We start from the raw sequence: 14,531 nt of genomic DNA, 5'->3' as shown, positions 1-14,531 counted from the left end.
GTGCCTGTGCCGGATGTTTACGCCATCGTACCAATCGTCTTTCTAAAGCGCAGCAGCGCTATCATGAAGAACGCACTACCAATCGCCAGCAACGTCAGGAACTGCGGCCAGACAATACCGAACCCTGCGCCACGGTAAAGTATCGCCTGCGCGAGACTCACAAAATGCGTCGTTGGCATCGTCAACATGATGTCCTGCACCACCTGCGGCATGCTTTCACGCGGTGTAGAACCACCAGAGAGCATCTGTAACGGCAACAACACCAGAATCATCAGCAGTCCCAGCTGCGGCATAGAGCGCGCCAGCGTGCCCATAAAAATACCGATCGAAGTGGTTGCGAACAGGCTCAGCGCCACCCCCAGCATAAACAGAGGAATCGATCCCTCAATTGGTACGCCGAGCACGCCTTTTACCATCAGCATCAGCGACAGACCGGAAACCACCAGCACCACCAGCCCCATCGACCAGATTTTTGCCATCATGATCTCAAACGGCGTCACCGGCATCACCAGCAGATGTTCTATTGTCCCGTGCTCGCGCTCGCGAATTAGCGCCGAGCCAGTGAGCACAATCGCCAGCATGGTGATGTTGTTGATAATTGCCATCACCGCACCGAAGCGTGCAGGTTCCAGATTGGGGTTAAAGCGCATGCGCATTTCCAGCGCCACCGGCGGCTCACTGTTGTCACGGTAACGGGCCACAAAGCTGTTCACCTCGCCGCTGATGATGTTCTGGATATAGCTGTTGCCGGTAAAAGCCTGGCTCATCCGCGTGGCATCGACGTTAACCTGAATATCCGGCTGACGCCCGGCCAACACATCACGCTGAAAATCAGGCGGAATATTCACGGCGAAGGTATAGCGTCCGGCATCCAGCCCGGCATCCATCTCATCGGCGGTGATCATCTCCGGCGGTAAAAACCACGGGCGATAAAAGCTGTTCACAATCCGATTCGACAACTGCGACTGGTCCATATCGGCGATGGCAATCGGTGCCAGGTGCAACGAGCCCGGAAGGACGGTGGCGGAGGAGTAAACCGAAATCGTGAAGGCGAAGACAATCAGCGTCAGCATCGCCTTGTCGCCTAGCAGGCTGCGTAACTCTTTGATACCGAGGTTATAAATATTACGTAGTCGGCGCATCACCCCTCCTGTTTTTTCAGCAGTAATACGCTCAAACCAATCACCACCGGAATGGCTATCGCCAGCGGCATAAACAGCTGCCAGAGATCCGTCAGATCCAGCGCTTTAGAGAACGTCCCGCGCGCGATGGTCAGAAAATGGCTGGTCGGGTAAATTTCGCCAATCCAGCGTCCAGGCCCTTCGAGCGAGGCGACCGGGTCAATCATCCCGGAAAACTGCGTCGCCGGGATCAGCGTAATAATTGCCGTACCAAAAATGGCCGCGATCTGGCTTTTCATAAACGTAGAGATGAATAGCCCAAGCCCGGTGGCAATGGTGACGTACAGCAGCGCGGCCAGCGTCAGGGTCATAAAGCTGCCCTTATGCGGGACGCCGAACACAAACACCGACAGCGCGCACAGCAGCAGGAAGTTCAGCATGCCCAGCACGATGTAAGGCAACTGTTTACCGAGTAAAAACTCGCTGCGGGTGGTGGGCGTAACGTACAGGTTGATAATCGATCCAAGTTCTTTCTCGCGCACCACGCTCAAGGCGCTGAGCATAGAAGGGATCATCATCAGCAGCAGCGGGATGACTGCTGGAACAATCGCCGGCAAACTCTTCACATCGGGGTTGTAGCGATAGCGAGTTTCAATGGTCATCAGCCCGTTTTGCTCTCTGGCATTGGGTTGACGTGCCATCACGTCCTGTAGCCAGGTCTGGTGCATCGCCTGCACGTAGCCTCTGACCGTTTCAGCACGGCTCGGCATTGCGCCATCGACCCAGACGCCAATCTTCACCGGCGTGCCACGCGCGATATCGCGGCCAAAGTTTGGCGGGATCTCTATTGCTACCGCTACTTCGCCCGAACGCATCCGTTTGTCCAGCTCGTCATAACTGGTGAGCGGCGGCTGTTCGATAAAATAACGCGATCCCGCCAGATTGAGCGTCCACGCCTGGCTGCTGACGGTCTGGTCACGATCGAGCACCGAAAAACGCAGGTTTTCCACATCCATGCTGATGCCGTAGCCCATGATCAGCATCAGGATCACTGTGCCCATCAGCGCCAGCGTTGAACGAACCGGGTCACGTCGCAGCTCCAGCGCTTCACGGCGGCTGTAGCTAAACAAGCGCCGTAGGCTAAAGCCCTGCCGCGGCGGCTGACTATTTTCATGCGCTTTCGGAACATTGGCTGGCGGTAACTGAGCTTCCGGTACCGGGCCTGCCGCTTCCTGTAACCAGGAGATAAACGCCTCTTCCAGACTGGCGGCACCACGCTGTTTCACCAGTTCCTGCGGCGTGCCGCTGGCGAGTACTTTTCCGGCGTGCATCAGCGACATCCGGTCGCAGCGCTCCGCTTCGTTCATAAAGTGGGTGGAGATAAAAATGGTCACTTTGTCCTGCCGCGACAGATCGACCATCAGTTGCCAGAACATGTCCCTCGCCACCGGATCGACCCCGGAGGTCGGCTCATCAAGAATGAGCATTTCCGGACGATGGATCACCGCCACCGCCAGCGACAGGCGTTGACGGATCCCCAACGGCAGCGCGCCAGGCAACGCGTCTTCGACATCGGTCAGCGAAAAGCGCTCGCTCATCTCTTGTACCCGTCCCGGGATTTCTGCCTCGGGGATATGGAACAGTCGCGCGTGCAGCTCAAGGTTTTGCCGCACGGTCAGCTCGCTGTAAAGCGAAAACGCCTGCGACATATAGCCTACCCGGCTGCGGGTATCGATATTCTTCGGATCAACCGCTTGCCCAAACAACCATGCCTCACCTTCGCTTGCGGGCAGCAGACCAGTGAGCATCTTCATGGTGGTGGATTTACCGCACCCGTTGGAGCCGAGAAAACCGAAGATCTCCCCGCGCGGAATACGAAAGTTAACGTGGTCAACGGCAACAAACTTACCGAAGCGCATAGTCAGATCTTTCGCTTCAATAGCAATCTCTTCGTGTTCAGCGTGATACGGCGGGATCACCACCGGCTTATGCGCCTGACGCTGGGCTTCGGGTAACAGCGCGATAAACGCCTGCTCCAGCGTGTCGCTGTTGGTTTGTTCACGCAGCTGCTGGGCGCTCCCGGTGGCTAATACTTCCCCGGCGTTCATCGCTACCAGCCAGTCAAAACGCTCGGCTTCTTCCATGTAGGCGGTCGCAACCAGCACGCTCATGTTGGTCTGCCGCTGGCGAATGCTGTTAATCAGATCCCAGAACTGGGCGCGGGACAGCGGATCGACCCCGGTGGTGGGTTCATCGAGAATTAACAGTTCCGGGTCGTGGATTAACGCGCAGCACAGTCCCAGCTTTTGCTTCATCCCACCCGAGAGTTTCCCGGCGGGACGGTCGCGAAACGGCGCCAGTCCGGTGCTGTTCAGCAGCTCGGTTATCCGCGCTTCGCGTTCCGCTTTGTCATGACCAAACAGCCGGGCAAAGAAATCGACGTTCTCATATACCGACAACGTATGGTACAGGTTTTTCCCTAATCCCTGCGGCATCCAGGCAATACGCGGACAGACATCCTGGCGATGTTTCGGGTCACGCATATCGCCGCCCAGCACCATCACGTTGCCGTGTTCAATGACCCGCGCGCCGGAGATGAGCGACAGCAGACTCGATTTTCCGACGCCATCCGGACCAATCAGCCCCACCATACAGCGGGCGGGAATATCCAGCGTGATATTGTTCAGCGCTACCGTTTTCCCGTAATGCTGACTCACGCCGTCAAGGTGCGCCACGGGAGGAACGGGAAGGCGCGCCAGATGCGTCATTGCGGCAACCTCACGACCAGGTCGTCAGGCCAGGGGCGATTTTCATCGACACGCACCCACGCCATGCCCGGTAGACCGGTTTTCACATACTCCAGATGCTGCTGCAACAGTTCTGGCGGGATACGCGCTTTAACACGGAACATCAGCTTCAGTCGTTCATCGCTGGTTTCGACCGTTTTCGGCGTGAACTGCGCCACGCTTGCCACAAAGCTGATGGTCGCCGGAATACGCAGATCCGGCGCGGCGTCCAGCACCAGGCGGGCTTCACCGCCAATCTTTAATAAACCGGCCTGTTCAGTCGGTAAGAAGAACGTCATGTAAACATCACTGAGATCGACCATATTCAGCACGCGGCCCCCCGCGGAAAGGACCTCACCCGGTTCGGCTACGCGGTACTGTACGCGACCATCGCGCGGGGCTTTCAGTTCGCTGTCATCAATATCAGCTGCAATACGACGTTCGGTGGCCTGCGCGGCTTCTACGCGGGTTTGCGCCTGAATGATGCTGGTGCGGGCGGCTTCAATCGCGGCTTTTGCCGCAGAGACCTGCGCCTTTGCGGATTCCAGCGCCGCGCGCGCGCTTTCCGCCGCAGCCCTGTCGTCATCCAGCTGTTGCTCAGACACAGCCCCACGCTGGGACAGCGAGCGGGAACGTACGTGACGTTTAGAGACCGATTGCAGTTCCGCCTCGCGCTGCTTTACCACCGACTGCGCGGCGCGCATTTCACTTTGCCGCTGTTCCAGCAGCGCTCGTGCCGCCGCCACCGCGCTTTCGGCTTCTTTAATTTGCGCGACAGCTTCCAGTCGCTGCTCCTGCAGCACACGGGTATCCATTTTCGCCAGCACGTCGCCCTGGCGAACGAACTGCCCTTCCGAGACGAGGATTGTGTCAATTCGTCCGGCAATCTTGGTGGCAATATCCACTTCGGTAGCTTCAATTCTGCCGTTGCTGGCCGCGAAACCTTCCGGAATTCCCGCAGGACGTAACATCCACCACGCTATTGCGGCAACCGCTACCACAATACCCGCGCCCCACCACACCAGATGACGCTTAATCTTATCCATATCCGACCCGCCGTAATCCCTGTTATCAAACGATGCGTGTCACAAAGCCCACTGAACAGCTATTCAGCGGGAGATTCCATCCGGGATGAGAAGGAATGAGAAATAATGGCCAGAGTGCGGACAGGCGTGAAAGCAACGCACACCGCGAAGGACGTGAGTGACGAAAATGCTGTGAAATCGGGTAGTAATGTTGTCATCATCAGCGTTCCTGGCCGGAAATGAAACACGCATACTCATAACTGCTGTCTATTGAATACTAACACCTGGATTCAATATGTCTATTCGGTTGTCGTTTCCAGTTCAGCCCTGGCACAAGGAATATTTCGTATATCAACGATTGATAAACAATCGCAACTATAAACATAATCAATGATTAGGCATCCCTATAATAGCGGCTCATTTACCGATCTCGTTATGGCGAGGCTCCTGTACAAATACAAGTTACCGCCCTGCTGGTATCGAGAGAGACCACTCAGGGAAATACAGGCATCCATCGAATCAAGGTGTTGCCAAGGTAACTTCTGACGATTTCACCATCGGACAGATACGTTGTTCAGTGCTAAAACCAGGACGTAGGGATCTGCCTGCGCTAACCCCTGTCTTGTTCGCCCCTATGAGAGATTTTTTATAGGGAATTACATCATGTCATCTATGCCACTCTGCGCCGCCCATCATCCTATGCCGGATTTCAATGGCGACGCTATCGCGCAATATATGCGCACCGATTTTATTACTCTGCCCGACCATCTCAGCGTGAACGGCGCTCGCGAATACTTTGTTTCCCAACTCACAACAGATGATATTCCAGGCCAGGTCTTTGTTGTGGCAGGAAAAGCGCTGCGCGGGGTGTTATCCATCAAGCGCTTATTACAGGAAAAAGATACGTCGCTTAACATCAACCATCTTACGGACAGCTGTTTATTTCATGTAAAGCCTGATGATGAACGGGCGCAGGTCGTTGCCGAGTTAGCCGAACGCGAAGTCGACCTGGTTGCTGTCGTTGAGAAAGGCGAGCTGATTGGTTGTCTGATGGAAAAAGAGATCGCTCATCTACAGGAAGATGATGTTACCGAAGACGTTCAGCTTCAGGGCGCCACGCTGCCGCTGGAAAAACCCTATCTGGAAATTAGTCCGTGGACATTGTGGAAAAAACGTTCGGTCTGGCTCCTGCTGCTGTTTGTCGCAGAAGCCTATACCAGCAGCGTGCTTCAGCATTTTGAAGAAGCGCTGGAATCCGCGATTGCCTTGGCCTTTTTTATTCCGCTATTAATTGGTACTGGTGGCAACAGCGGTACGCAGATCACTTCGACGCTGGTACGTTCAATGGCGCTGGGGGAAGTGCGGCTGCGCGATATGGGCCGGGTGATCCGCAAAGAAGTTTCAACTTCGCTGCTGATCGCTCTGACGCTGGGTCTGGCAGGGTGCTTGCGCGCGTGGATGATGGGTATCGGCATGGAAATCACGCTGATCGTCAGCCTGACGCTGGTTTGCATTACGCTGTGGAGCGCCGTGGTGTCATCAGTGATCCCCATGGTGCTCAAGCGTATCGGCATTGATCCCGCCGTGGTTTCGGCCCCGTTTATCGCCACGCTTATCGACGGTACCGGGTTAATTATCTACTTTAAAATCGCCCAGCACTTTCTTGGTCTGAACTAATGATAACGCCCGGCAGCTCAGGTTGTCGGGCGTCACAGTCAGGCTGGCTGTGGATCGACAATAAAGTTTGTAGCTTAGAGGGCTCTTCAGTAAAAAGTTTGTAGTTGCATTAAGTGTTTACCATTTTCAGGGTGAAAGTGGTGAGAAGGGAAGAGTCAGGTTTTACTGACGCTCCGCACGGAGATTTCTGTTCAAGCCACACCCTGTGGCCTCTTTCTTATTCCCCGGCCGCTTCCCTACCAGCCTGTCCATGGACAGGTGCTGGCCTTTCTATGTATTCTGCTTCATCAAGATCAAGATCAAAGATGGTGTCCTCAAATGACACATCCAGGAGTTCAGCATTTGCTTTCAGCCCGTCAACAAAGCCAATTTCAATTCTGGCTGAATACTGCTCGAGATGGCGGAAGGTATCACTGCACTCCTGCATTCCATACATTACACGACCTTCTCTGTCCCAGTTGACCTTAGAGTAATCCACGGAGTTGTAGGTTGCCTCTAGGCTGACATTAAATACCACGTCATAGGTTGCTCCGTCAGTATCTACATCGATTAGCTGAAGCTCCGCGATCTCGATATGGAATATTTTGATATCGCTGACATCATGATCAATATCACCAGATGACACAGGAACAAACTCACCGCCCTCGAGTTTTTCACGGGCTTCATCCAAGACTCCTGCCTGCAGTTGTTGTAGCACACTGTCGGCGAATCCTGACAGGCCCGCCAGTTCCTCGTCATTTCTGTTAACTAGGTCCAGCAACTGTTCCAGTTTTTCGAGGTGAATGAAGTTGGGATTCTGCTCCGCCACCGCCTTCATATCATCGTCAGCACTGATGATATAAACCTTATGACAGCGTTCGCGGGCTACCTTGTCTACCGCCGCCAGAGAAAAAGCATCCGGAAATTCGGATTTCTTTGCTTCCCGATGAAAAGGAGGGACCCCCGAGAAATAGTCACGGAAAACCTGTGACGTATCAACAATGGAAACCGGAACATGCTCGGTCAAGCCGTTATCCATCAGGGCACGGAACTTTACCATCGCTTCTTCAAACACGGCGTCTGCATTAACACTGACAAACAGCCCACTGCCGGTGGCCTCCTCCGCAACACGCAGAAAGGCAACCGCTTTCTGAAACTTCTTCAACTGACTGACAGCGTCATCGGCGAAACTGCGGATATGGGATTCAATTTCTGAACGTATAACGTCAGTCACCAGAAGATGAATTTTTTCTTCTGCCACCATTTTTTCAAGGTGTGCCAGGTCATAGTGGCCGAACTGAAAACGTTTTGCCTGATAGGCGGAGGTATCGATAAACACCAGTCGTGTTTGCAGCTCCATACTGATTGCTCCGAAAGGAATAATGACTGGAAGCAAGCTTAGAGTAATTCACACGAAATAAAAACCAGTCCAGTCAGTGCTTCTAAATTCTGAAACTTTCGGATCTGATAAAGGCAGGATTAACAACAAACACACAGACGCATACGAATTTTAAAAACGTATGCTTCGCAGTATTTAACCACACCCATTTTCAAAAATAGCACTTTTTGTCAAAATCAAACTGGCAAAATTGTGCTAATGTGTAATTATTGGTGCTTTTGCGCTTTACAAACAAAAAATTTACCGATAAGATAATCCTGCAGCGTCATATTGCTCTGCGCCCCCTCCCCCCAAAAAAAAGTAACCTTCCTCTCCATGAATGACACCCGTCATCCAGGTGTGGATTTTTGCTGTTTATTTCCGGGAGCGCATGGTGGCGGACTTAAAATCAGTTCAGAAGGAGGTAACGAATGAATACATCGTAGCACGGCCAAGTAATACCACATTCAGTACGGTATCATCAGCGTTCACATCACGTGAGGCGCGGGGTGCCTTTTGACAAAAAAATGAGGTTCACAACATGAAAAACATTAACACATCCGTGTTATCAACAATTTGCCAATGGAGGCTCTATGAAAAACATGTCCGACATCGTGGGAATGTTCGCATTCCCTTACCAGACTGAAATCACTTTCGTTGCCGCGATTTTCAAAATCGCTAAACGCCTTGCCATTAGTGCCGGTGGGCATATCTGCCAGAAGCAATACTGGAGTGCGTGTCTCTGCGTTCTACTTCTTATGACTTACGTAGGAACAACAGCTACGGTGGTCTGGGTTGTAATGCCCTGGCTTAAGGCCTTTATCGTGTCGAAATTCGCACTTTCGCCACTATGGGCCACGCCAGTAAAAAGCGGGCTTATCTGGGGTATCGGTAAAATGGTTGCAGCCATTCGCCGAAAATTTACTCTAAGCAAGTAAGGATTCGCAAGCTACACGAACGCAGGGTGAATGTCAACAGTTATTCACCCTTGCCTCCTGGTGGTGGTCCCTGTGGCCACTGCTGTTTTCGCTTGGGTATTTTATGGCAAAACTCATCCTAGTCGCGATCATCGACCAGAGCCGGTATCGGCATTTCCCGGCACAGGTGGGACGGAATTTACTTTACAGCATGAACCTCGGCCCAGTCCGGTAACGATCATCATCCTCAAGCATTCGCTCAACCAGCGAAAAATCATTCTCACCGCAAAACACGTACTGTTCCGCATACTCCACCTGCAGCGCGTTGTAATGCGTAATATGTTCCAAGGTTAGCGGCATAAGAAGATAATCCGTAAACTGACTGACATGTTTGAGCATTTCAAACGGGTGTATGTGATGTGGGATCAGGTGCGGTGCTCTGGCAAGAAGATGATGCAGATGCTGCTTTTCACGAACCTTCTGTTCACGGATGGAAGGGCAGTACATGGCCAGCATTAGCGTCGATGAGAGCGGAAGGTAGATTTGTATCCCGCGAACGGCCAGACCGATATTACCGTACGGACCGAAATCATTGCTATTCTTCAGTACCACCGGATTGTCTGACACGTAGAACGGATGTTCTGGCTTTGTTTCCAGTAGGTACCAGTCCTTATTCAGCAGGTGATCAATATGCGACACCTGCTGGACAAGTTGTCGCAGAAAAATGTCTCTAGTATCCCCTTCGGACGACAGGCCCAGGGTTTCTAAAGCCATCTCCTTAGTCGAGCCGGTTGCCTCCATCTTATCAGTGAGCTTTGAAATCATGCCCGATATACGCTCCAGCTCACCGAAGGTACGTGCACGCTGCACGGCAACAAACACGGCCAGATTATAGCGTTCGTCTTCAGTAAGTAGTCGAATATCCCTGTGCTGCAGCAGCTCTGCAATTACCGGTGCCGCGTGGTGTTCGTATATCCCCAGCAGCGGTTCAAGACTCAGACGGTCCGGGTGATTATCGAGGTTGTAGAACGTATTCCTCACGGTGGCGTCATCCGGCGTGGTGGCATAGGCACGCCCGGAAGCTTTGTCAAAGGCATATAAACGCTGGCGTTTCCCTTTTCCCGAAATACTGAAGTGCTTCAGTAAGAAACGAGGAACAGTATGCTGCCTGACAACGTCGGTCTGCAGGTTTAATGACTCAGTCATAACATTATCTCTCTGACAGGCAGAGCAGGTGCTCTGCATTAACGGCACGACCCGTGGTCTTCCTCTCTATCATTGCATAACACTTGCTGCAGTTCCTGATATTGTTACCGCAGGCGCTTCTGGAAAGTCTTTTCCACTCGACCAACTTGCCGATGCATTCTGCGCACATTTCAATGTTTCCTGTCCCAGTCAGCGGTTAACCACCACAGAAAAACGGCTCTGGTTAAGCACTTACGATTCCTGTGACAAAAGAAATAGACGGGCCTGTTGTTATCAATCATGATTGCCACATCTCTTTGCGGCTTCGGCCACACTTTGCTGCCTGATATTCCCGGATGATTGGTTGGTAATTTAACGAGAAGTGAATCAGTGATGATTATACCGCTTAAAAAATGCACAAAAAAGGGTGAGCCCTACCAGCGCCGTACTGAAATCGAAGATATTCTGAGCGAGCTTGATACACTTGCTTTTGATCAATTGGTAGCCCGGCTTACCTGCTCAAATACACCCGTCCCCTTCGAAATACTCATTTATTACTTACGTCATAGTGAGATCAGGTTCTCGCAACAGCATCTTCAGCCAGTCTTCACCACGTTCTATAACCGTGTAGAATCGGCGCTATATAGGGCTCTGGCCCCAGCACATTTCGCTCATACAGCTTCTATTTGCGATGAAATTATGGATAAATTGTTCGAAATGATTGCGCATGAACGAAATTCTCAGAGTGACAATATGTACTACTGGGAGGTCAATTTTAACCACGCGTTGTCCAACTTTCGAACGGATGTGTTGAAAATAATAGGTCCAGCCCGGAAAACCGACCCTCTCATCAACTATCACCCCTTAATGAGGGAAGATGAAGAAGGTACCGTGCTTCATCCCGAAGTCGAGGCTGCCGCTGAACGCTTTTTCAACCCAAATCCCTCATTATTAGATGATGAATCTTTCCGGTTATGCCTTATGGAGGCGATTAACACGCTACCAGAAGATGAAAAACGTGTAGTTGGGTTATTCTTACAGGGTATGCAGATCGAATCTCTGAACCCGGAAGTGATGACCATCGCAAAAGCGTTAGCATGCACGGACAGAACTGTTCGCAACAGACTGAGTCGTGCTCACGAACTCCTGCGAACCCAACTGCAGAAGGAGGGCTATGATGAAATTTAAAAGCGAAGCGTCCAAAGAAGCCGTATTACACGCGTTTTCAAAGGAAAACAATCGCAATGCAGAAACACTGGCGAGTTATCTAAAACGATACCCGGAATACAATGAATCGATTATAGATTTATCTATTGAGTTACTGACAGCGCCTTCTTTCGATAAATTATCGACTGAATCGCAGTCAGATGAGAAGAGCAAAAAAGCTTGGTTAACATTCCAATCCATGCTGAACCCGGATGATCCGGCGTCCGCGATGTCTCAAAACATCGCTAATCCGCTGTCTGAAATGAACACTCTGCAGTTTAAAGAATTAGCAAATGACTTAAATGTCACTCGCCTTTTCTTGTCCCGCATCCGCGACAACGCAGTTCAGGTCAGCACGATACCTGCACAGTTTATTAAATTGCTTGCACAACATCTCAAGCTACCCATTGAGACATTACAGGAGATATTAACTGCTCCGCCTGAGATTGCTGCAGGGCAGCGTTTTAAGGCCTCAGGGAAACCCAGTGCGGGACAAAAAGTTACTTTTGATGAACTATTAGCTACATCAGGGTTAAGCGAGTCACAGCAGGTGATGTTGAAGGCCATGAAGGACTAATTGCAGAATGGATGCTATTGAAGCAGCCCGACAAACGGCTGAAAGTCTTCACCAAGCAGCGGCAAACCGGGGCTGCAATCTATGCGACCTGCTTGGTTATGTCCTTAATGAAGCCGAGCTACGAGATGTTGAGGTTTATGCTATTCCCAGTGGAGACCCTCAGCTTAACGGTGCCAGGGCTCTCTTTGACAGTCAAGCCAGAGTCATCCTTTACGAGGATGTGGGCAGCAGCTTTGAAAAAGCATTCCTAATCGCACATGAAATTGGTCACTTAGAACTCGAAGGCTCAGAAGAAGATAGCCTGACCAACAACACCGAACATGACCGGGCTTCTGAGAGCCCTGCCACAAGCATTGAAAGTGTCGTCGATTATGGGAGTCATGAGCGGCGGGAAGTAATAATGGACTTATTTGCTCGCGAGCTATTACTTCCCCGCTATCTGATGAGGAGCATGCACGTCGATGAGCACATGTCTTCGCACGATATTGCAGATAAATACCAAGCCCCTTTGAATGTTGTCCAGCAACAATTAGTTGATGCGCTTTTACTCCCGCTCTGTAAATCAGAATCTAATGCCCATTCGAACCCCGTCAGCCCGGTTGATTTAGATAAGTCGCAACAACTTGCTGCAATACATCGCGGTAGCCCGTTTCTGCTTCAAGCCGGCCCTGGCACTGGGAAAACCCGAACATTAGTGCATCGTGTTGAATCGTTGCTTGAAGAAGGGGTTGACCCAGGAGCAATCCTGATACTGACATTTTCCAATAAAGCTGCCGGTGAATTACGAGAACGCATTTCATCTAAACATCCTAAAGCAATCACTACATTATGGATTGGCACGTTCCATTCTTTTGGGTTAGATATCGTTCATCGCTTTCACGATCGCCTTGGCTTGTCTGAAAAACCAGCACTGATATCACGCGACGAAGCAATAGGCCTCCTTGAAGACGAGCTTGCATCGCTGGACATTAAGCATTTCCGGAATTTGTACGACCCTGCATTAGATCTGAGCGATATGCTATCAGCCATCTCACGGGCCAAGGATGAGGTGATCGATGCCACTGAGTACACAGCGCTGGCTGAAGCAATGCTGTCTGCAGCTACAGATGAAACTCAAACAATACAAGCAGAGAAATGTCTGGATGTTGCGCTCCTGTATCAGGCATACGAAGCATTACTGAAGCAAAGGGATAGTATTGATTTTGGCGATTTAGTCTCTCTTCCAGTGAAACTGGTAGAAGAAGATGCTGAGGTCAGACGTTCGCTTTCACTACGTCACCAACATATTCTTGTTGACGAATATCAGGATGTAAACCGGGCTTCTGTCCGTTTACTTAAAGCGATATCTGGTGATAGCAAACGACTTTGGGTTGTCGGAGACGCCAGACAATCTATCTACCGCTTCAGAGGAGCATCATCGACCAACATGGGGCGATTCGCCTCTGACTTCGATGGTGCAACAATCGAAAAACTGGATACTAATTATCGTTCCGGCGGCGAAATTGTCGAGCTATATCGTCTCTTCTCAGAAGACATGAAAGCTTCGGAAGGTGCATTGCCACTTAAGCTCAGAGCTAATCGTGGCAATCTGGGGAACCATCCTGAACTAAGATTAGCGACGACTGTAGATGACGAAATATCATTGATTGCAGGATCAATTGAAGAAAGCCGTTTAGCAGGCGTGGAATATAAAGATCAAGCTATACTCTGCACGTCAAATAATCGTCTGAGTGAAATTGCCGCCCATCTTGAAAAGCTGGGCATCCCCATTTTGTATTTGGGAAGCGTATTTGAACGCGATGAAATAAAAGACTTACTTTCATTATTATCTTTAGTCACCGACCGACGGGCTTCAGGCCTGATCCGCGCAGCGACAATACCTGGCTATAAGATAGATCTTGGTGATGTCCTCACAATTCAGAACCGCCTTCGTGAAGTTGACTGTCCTCCTCAAGACTGGATGTCATTAACAGACGAAGACTGCATGGTTGGCGAGCGTTCAGCTGACTCACTTATGCGCCTTTCACGAATTATTGGAGAATTTCAACCATACGACGCTCCTTGGGCAGTTTTAATGAGCCTAGTCATCGATCACATGGGTTGGGCAAAAAAAATATACCAGGCAGGTGATCTACAAAGCCAAATGAAAGGAATTGCTATCTGGCAACTTCTTAATTTTTCCCGCTCCCCCATCAAAGGGACGGGTTTTCCAATTGATCGGCTGTTATCAAGAATTCGACGTATTGTATTGTTATCAGAGGATCGTGAAATCAGGCAGTTGCCGCAGTCAACCCAGGAGATCGACGGGGTCCGACTGATGACCATACACGCCAGTAAAGGCCTGGAGTTTAAGGTCGTCCACCTTCCAGGTCTGATCGCTGGCGGTTTACCTGGATCTAATCGGTCACCTCGCTGTCCCCCACCGGATGGATTGATTAACGGTTCCCAGGGTATGACCGGGCTTGAAGCAACGAAGGCAGGCCATGATGAAGAAGAAGAGTGCAAATTCTTCGTAGCCACATCGCGAGCCAAAGACAACCTGGTTCTCTACGCGTCATCAATTCAGCCTAACGGTAATAAGCGAAATCGTTCAATTTTTATCGATCGTATAGCTTCTTCCCTTATTACCCGAAAAAACCGCCCCGGATACAGCTCCGACTATCTGAATCTGAGGTTCTGA

At 51.0% G+C, this 14,531-nt stretch carries 10 protein-coding genes and 1 riboswitch; of the genes, 5 read left to right on the top strand and 5 right to left on the bottom strand.

Features of this window, described 5'->3' with window-relative positions; genetic code table 11:
• Nucleotides 1-17: 17 nt before the first annotated feature.
• Genes NMD08_RS01365 through NMD08_RS01355 form a run of 3 tightly spaced genes read right to left on the bottom strand, consistent with a single transcriptional unit; the run spans nucleotide 18 to nucleotide 4,953 of the window.
• Nucleotides 18-1,142, bottom strand: a complete 1,125-nt coding sequence (locus NMD08_RS01365) for an ABC transporter permease (protein WP_187259953.1) — start codon at nucleotides 1,140-1,142, stop codon at nucleotides 18-20.
• Nucleotides 1,142-3,889 (bottom strand): ribosome-associated ATPase/putative transporter RbbA, encoded by a 2,748-nt coding sequence (rbbA, locus tag NMD08_RS01360; protein WP_370619413.1) that lies wholly within the window; start codon nucleotides 3,887-3,889, stop codon nucleotides 1,142-1,144. Before rbbA ends, NMD08_RS01365 begins: the two co-directional genes overlap by 1 nt.
• Entirely contained in the window at nucleotides 3,886-4,953 is a 1,068-nt protein-coding gene (locus tag NMD08_RS01355; RefSeq protein ID WP_151216905.1) for an HlyD family secretion protein, read from the bottom strand. Before NMD08_RS01355 ends, rbbA begins: the two co-directional genes overlap by 4 nt.
• Nucleotides 4,954-5,354: 401 nt before the next feature.
• Nucleotides 5,355-5,538: riboswitch (M-box (ykoK) riboswitch) on the top strand.
• Nucleotides 5,539-5,595: 57 nt separating this feature from the next.
• Here NMD08_RS01355 and NMD08_RS01350 point away from each other — a divergent pair.
• Nucleotides 5,596-6,609 (top strand): magnesium transporter, encoded by a 1,014-nt coding sequence (locus NMD08_RS01350; RefSeq protein WP_370619411.1) that lies wholly within the window; start codon nucleotides 5,596-5,598, stop codon nucleotides 6,607-6,609.
• A gap of 217 nt (nucleotides 6,610-6,826) precedes the next feature.
• Here NMD08_RS01350 and NMD08_RS01345 read toward each other — a convergent pair whose 3' ends face one another.
• On the bottom strand, nucleotides 6,827-7,948 hold the full coding sequence (locus NMD08_RS01345; protein WP_052946600.1) for a PIN domain-containing protein: 1,122 nt from the start codon (nucleotides 7,946-7,948) through the stop codon (nucleotides 6,827-6,829).
• Between the two features lie 611 nt (nucleotides 7,949-8,559).
• On the opposite strand from NMD08_RS01345, the gene NMD08_RS01340 reads away from it, so the two are divergent.
• On the top strand, nucleotides 8,560-8,904 hold the full coding sequence (locus tag NMD08_RS01340) for an abortive infection protein (protein WP_069219449.1): 345 nt from the start codon (nucleotides 8,560-8,562) through the stop codon (nucleotides 8,902-8,904).
• A gap of 183 nt (nucleotides 8,905-9,087) precedes the next feature.
• Here the strand turns inward: NMD08_RS01340 and NMD08_RS01335 are convergent, their stop codons facing one another.
• The gene (locus NMD08_RS01335; RefSeq protein WP_069219448.1) at nucleotides 9,088-10,089 is read right to left on the bottom strand and encodes a DUF4238 domain-containing protein; all 1,002 of its coding nucleotides are present in this window, start codon (nucleotides 10,087-10,089) and stop codon (nucleotides 9,088-9,090) included.
• A gap of 369 nt (nucleotides 10,090-10,458) precedes the next feature.
• Here NMD08_RS01335 and NMD08_RS01330 point away from each other — a divergent pair, with 369 nt between their 5' ends.
• From NMD08_RS01330 to NMD08_RS01320, 3 genes are read left to right on the top strand one after another with little or no spacing between them, the layout of a single operon-like run.
• On the top strand, nucleotides 10,459-11,256 hold the full coding sequence (locus NMD08_RS01330) for an RNA polymerase sigma factor (protein ID WP_155761566.1): 798 nt from the start codon (nucleotides 10,459-10,461) through the stop codon (nucleotides 11,254-11,256).
• Nucleotides 11,243-11,851 (top strand): hypothetical protein, encoded by a 609-nt coding sequence (locus tag NMD08_RS01325; RefSeq protein ID WP_145033333.1) that lies wholly within the window; start codon nucleotides 11,243-11,245, stop codon nucleotides 11,849-11,851. The genes NMD08_RS01330 and NMD08_RS01325 overlap by 14 nt, the downstream gene beginning before the upstream one ends.
• A 7-nt stretch (nucleotides 11,852-11,858) precedes the next feature.
• The gene (locus tag NMD08_RS01320; RefSeq protein WP_370619407.1) at nucleotides 11,859-14,531 is read left to right on the top strand and encodes a UvrD-helicase domain-containing protein; all 2,673 of its coding nucleotides are present in this window, start codon (nucleotides 11,859-11,861) and stop codon (nucleotides 14,529-14,531) included.

The organism is Citrobacter meridianamericanus, assembly GCF_041320245.1.
Taxonomy (GTDB): domain Bacteria; phylum Pseudomonadota; class Gammaproteobacteria; order Enterobacterales; family Enterobacteriaceae; genus Citrobacter; species Citrobacter meridianamericanus.
Note: the sequence above shows the minus strand (reverse complement) of the source record. Positions and strands in the feature narration are given on the sequence as shown.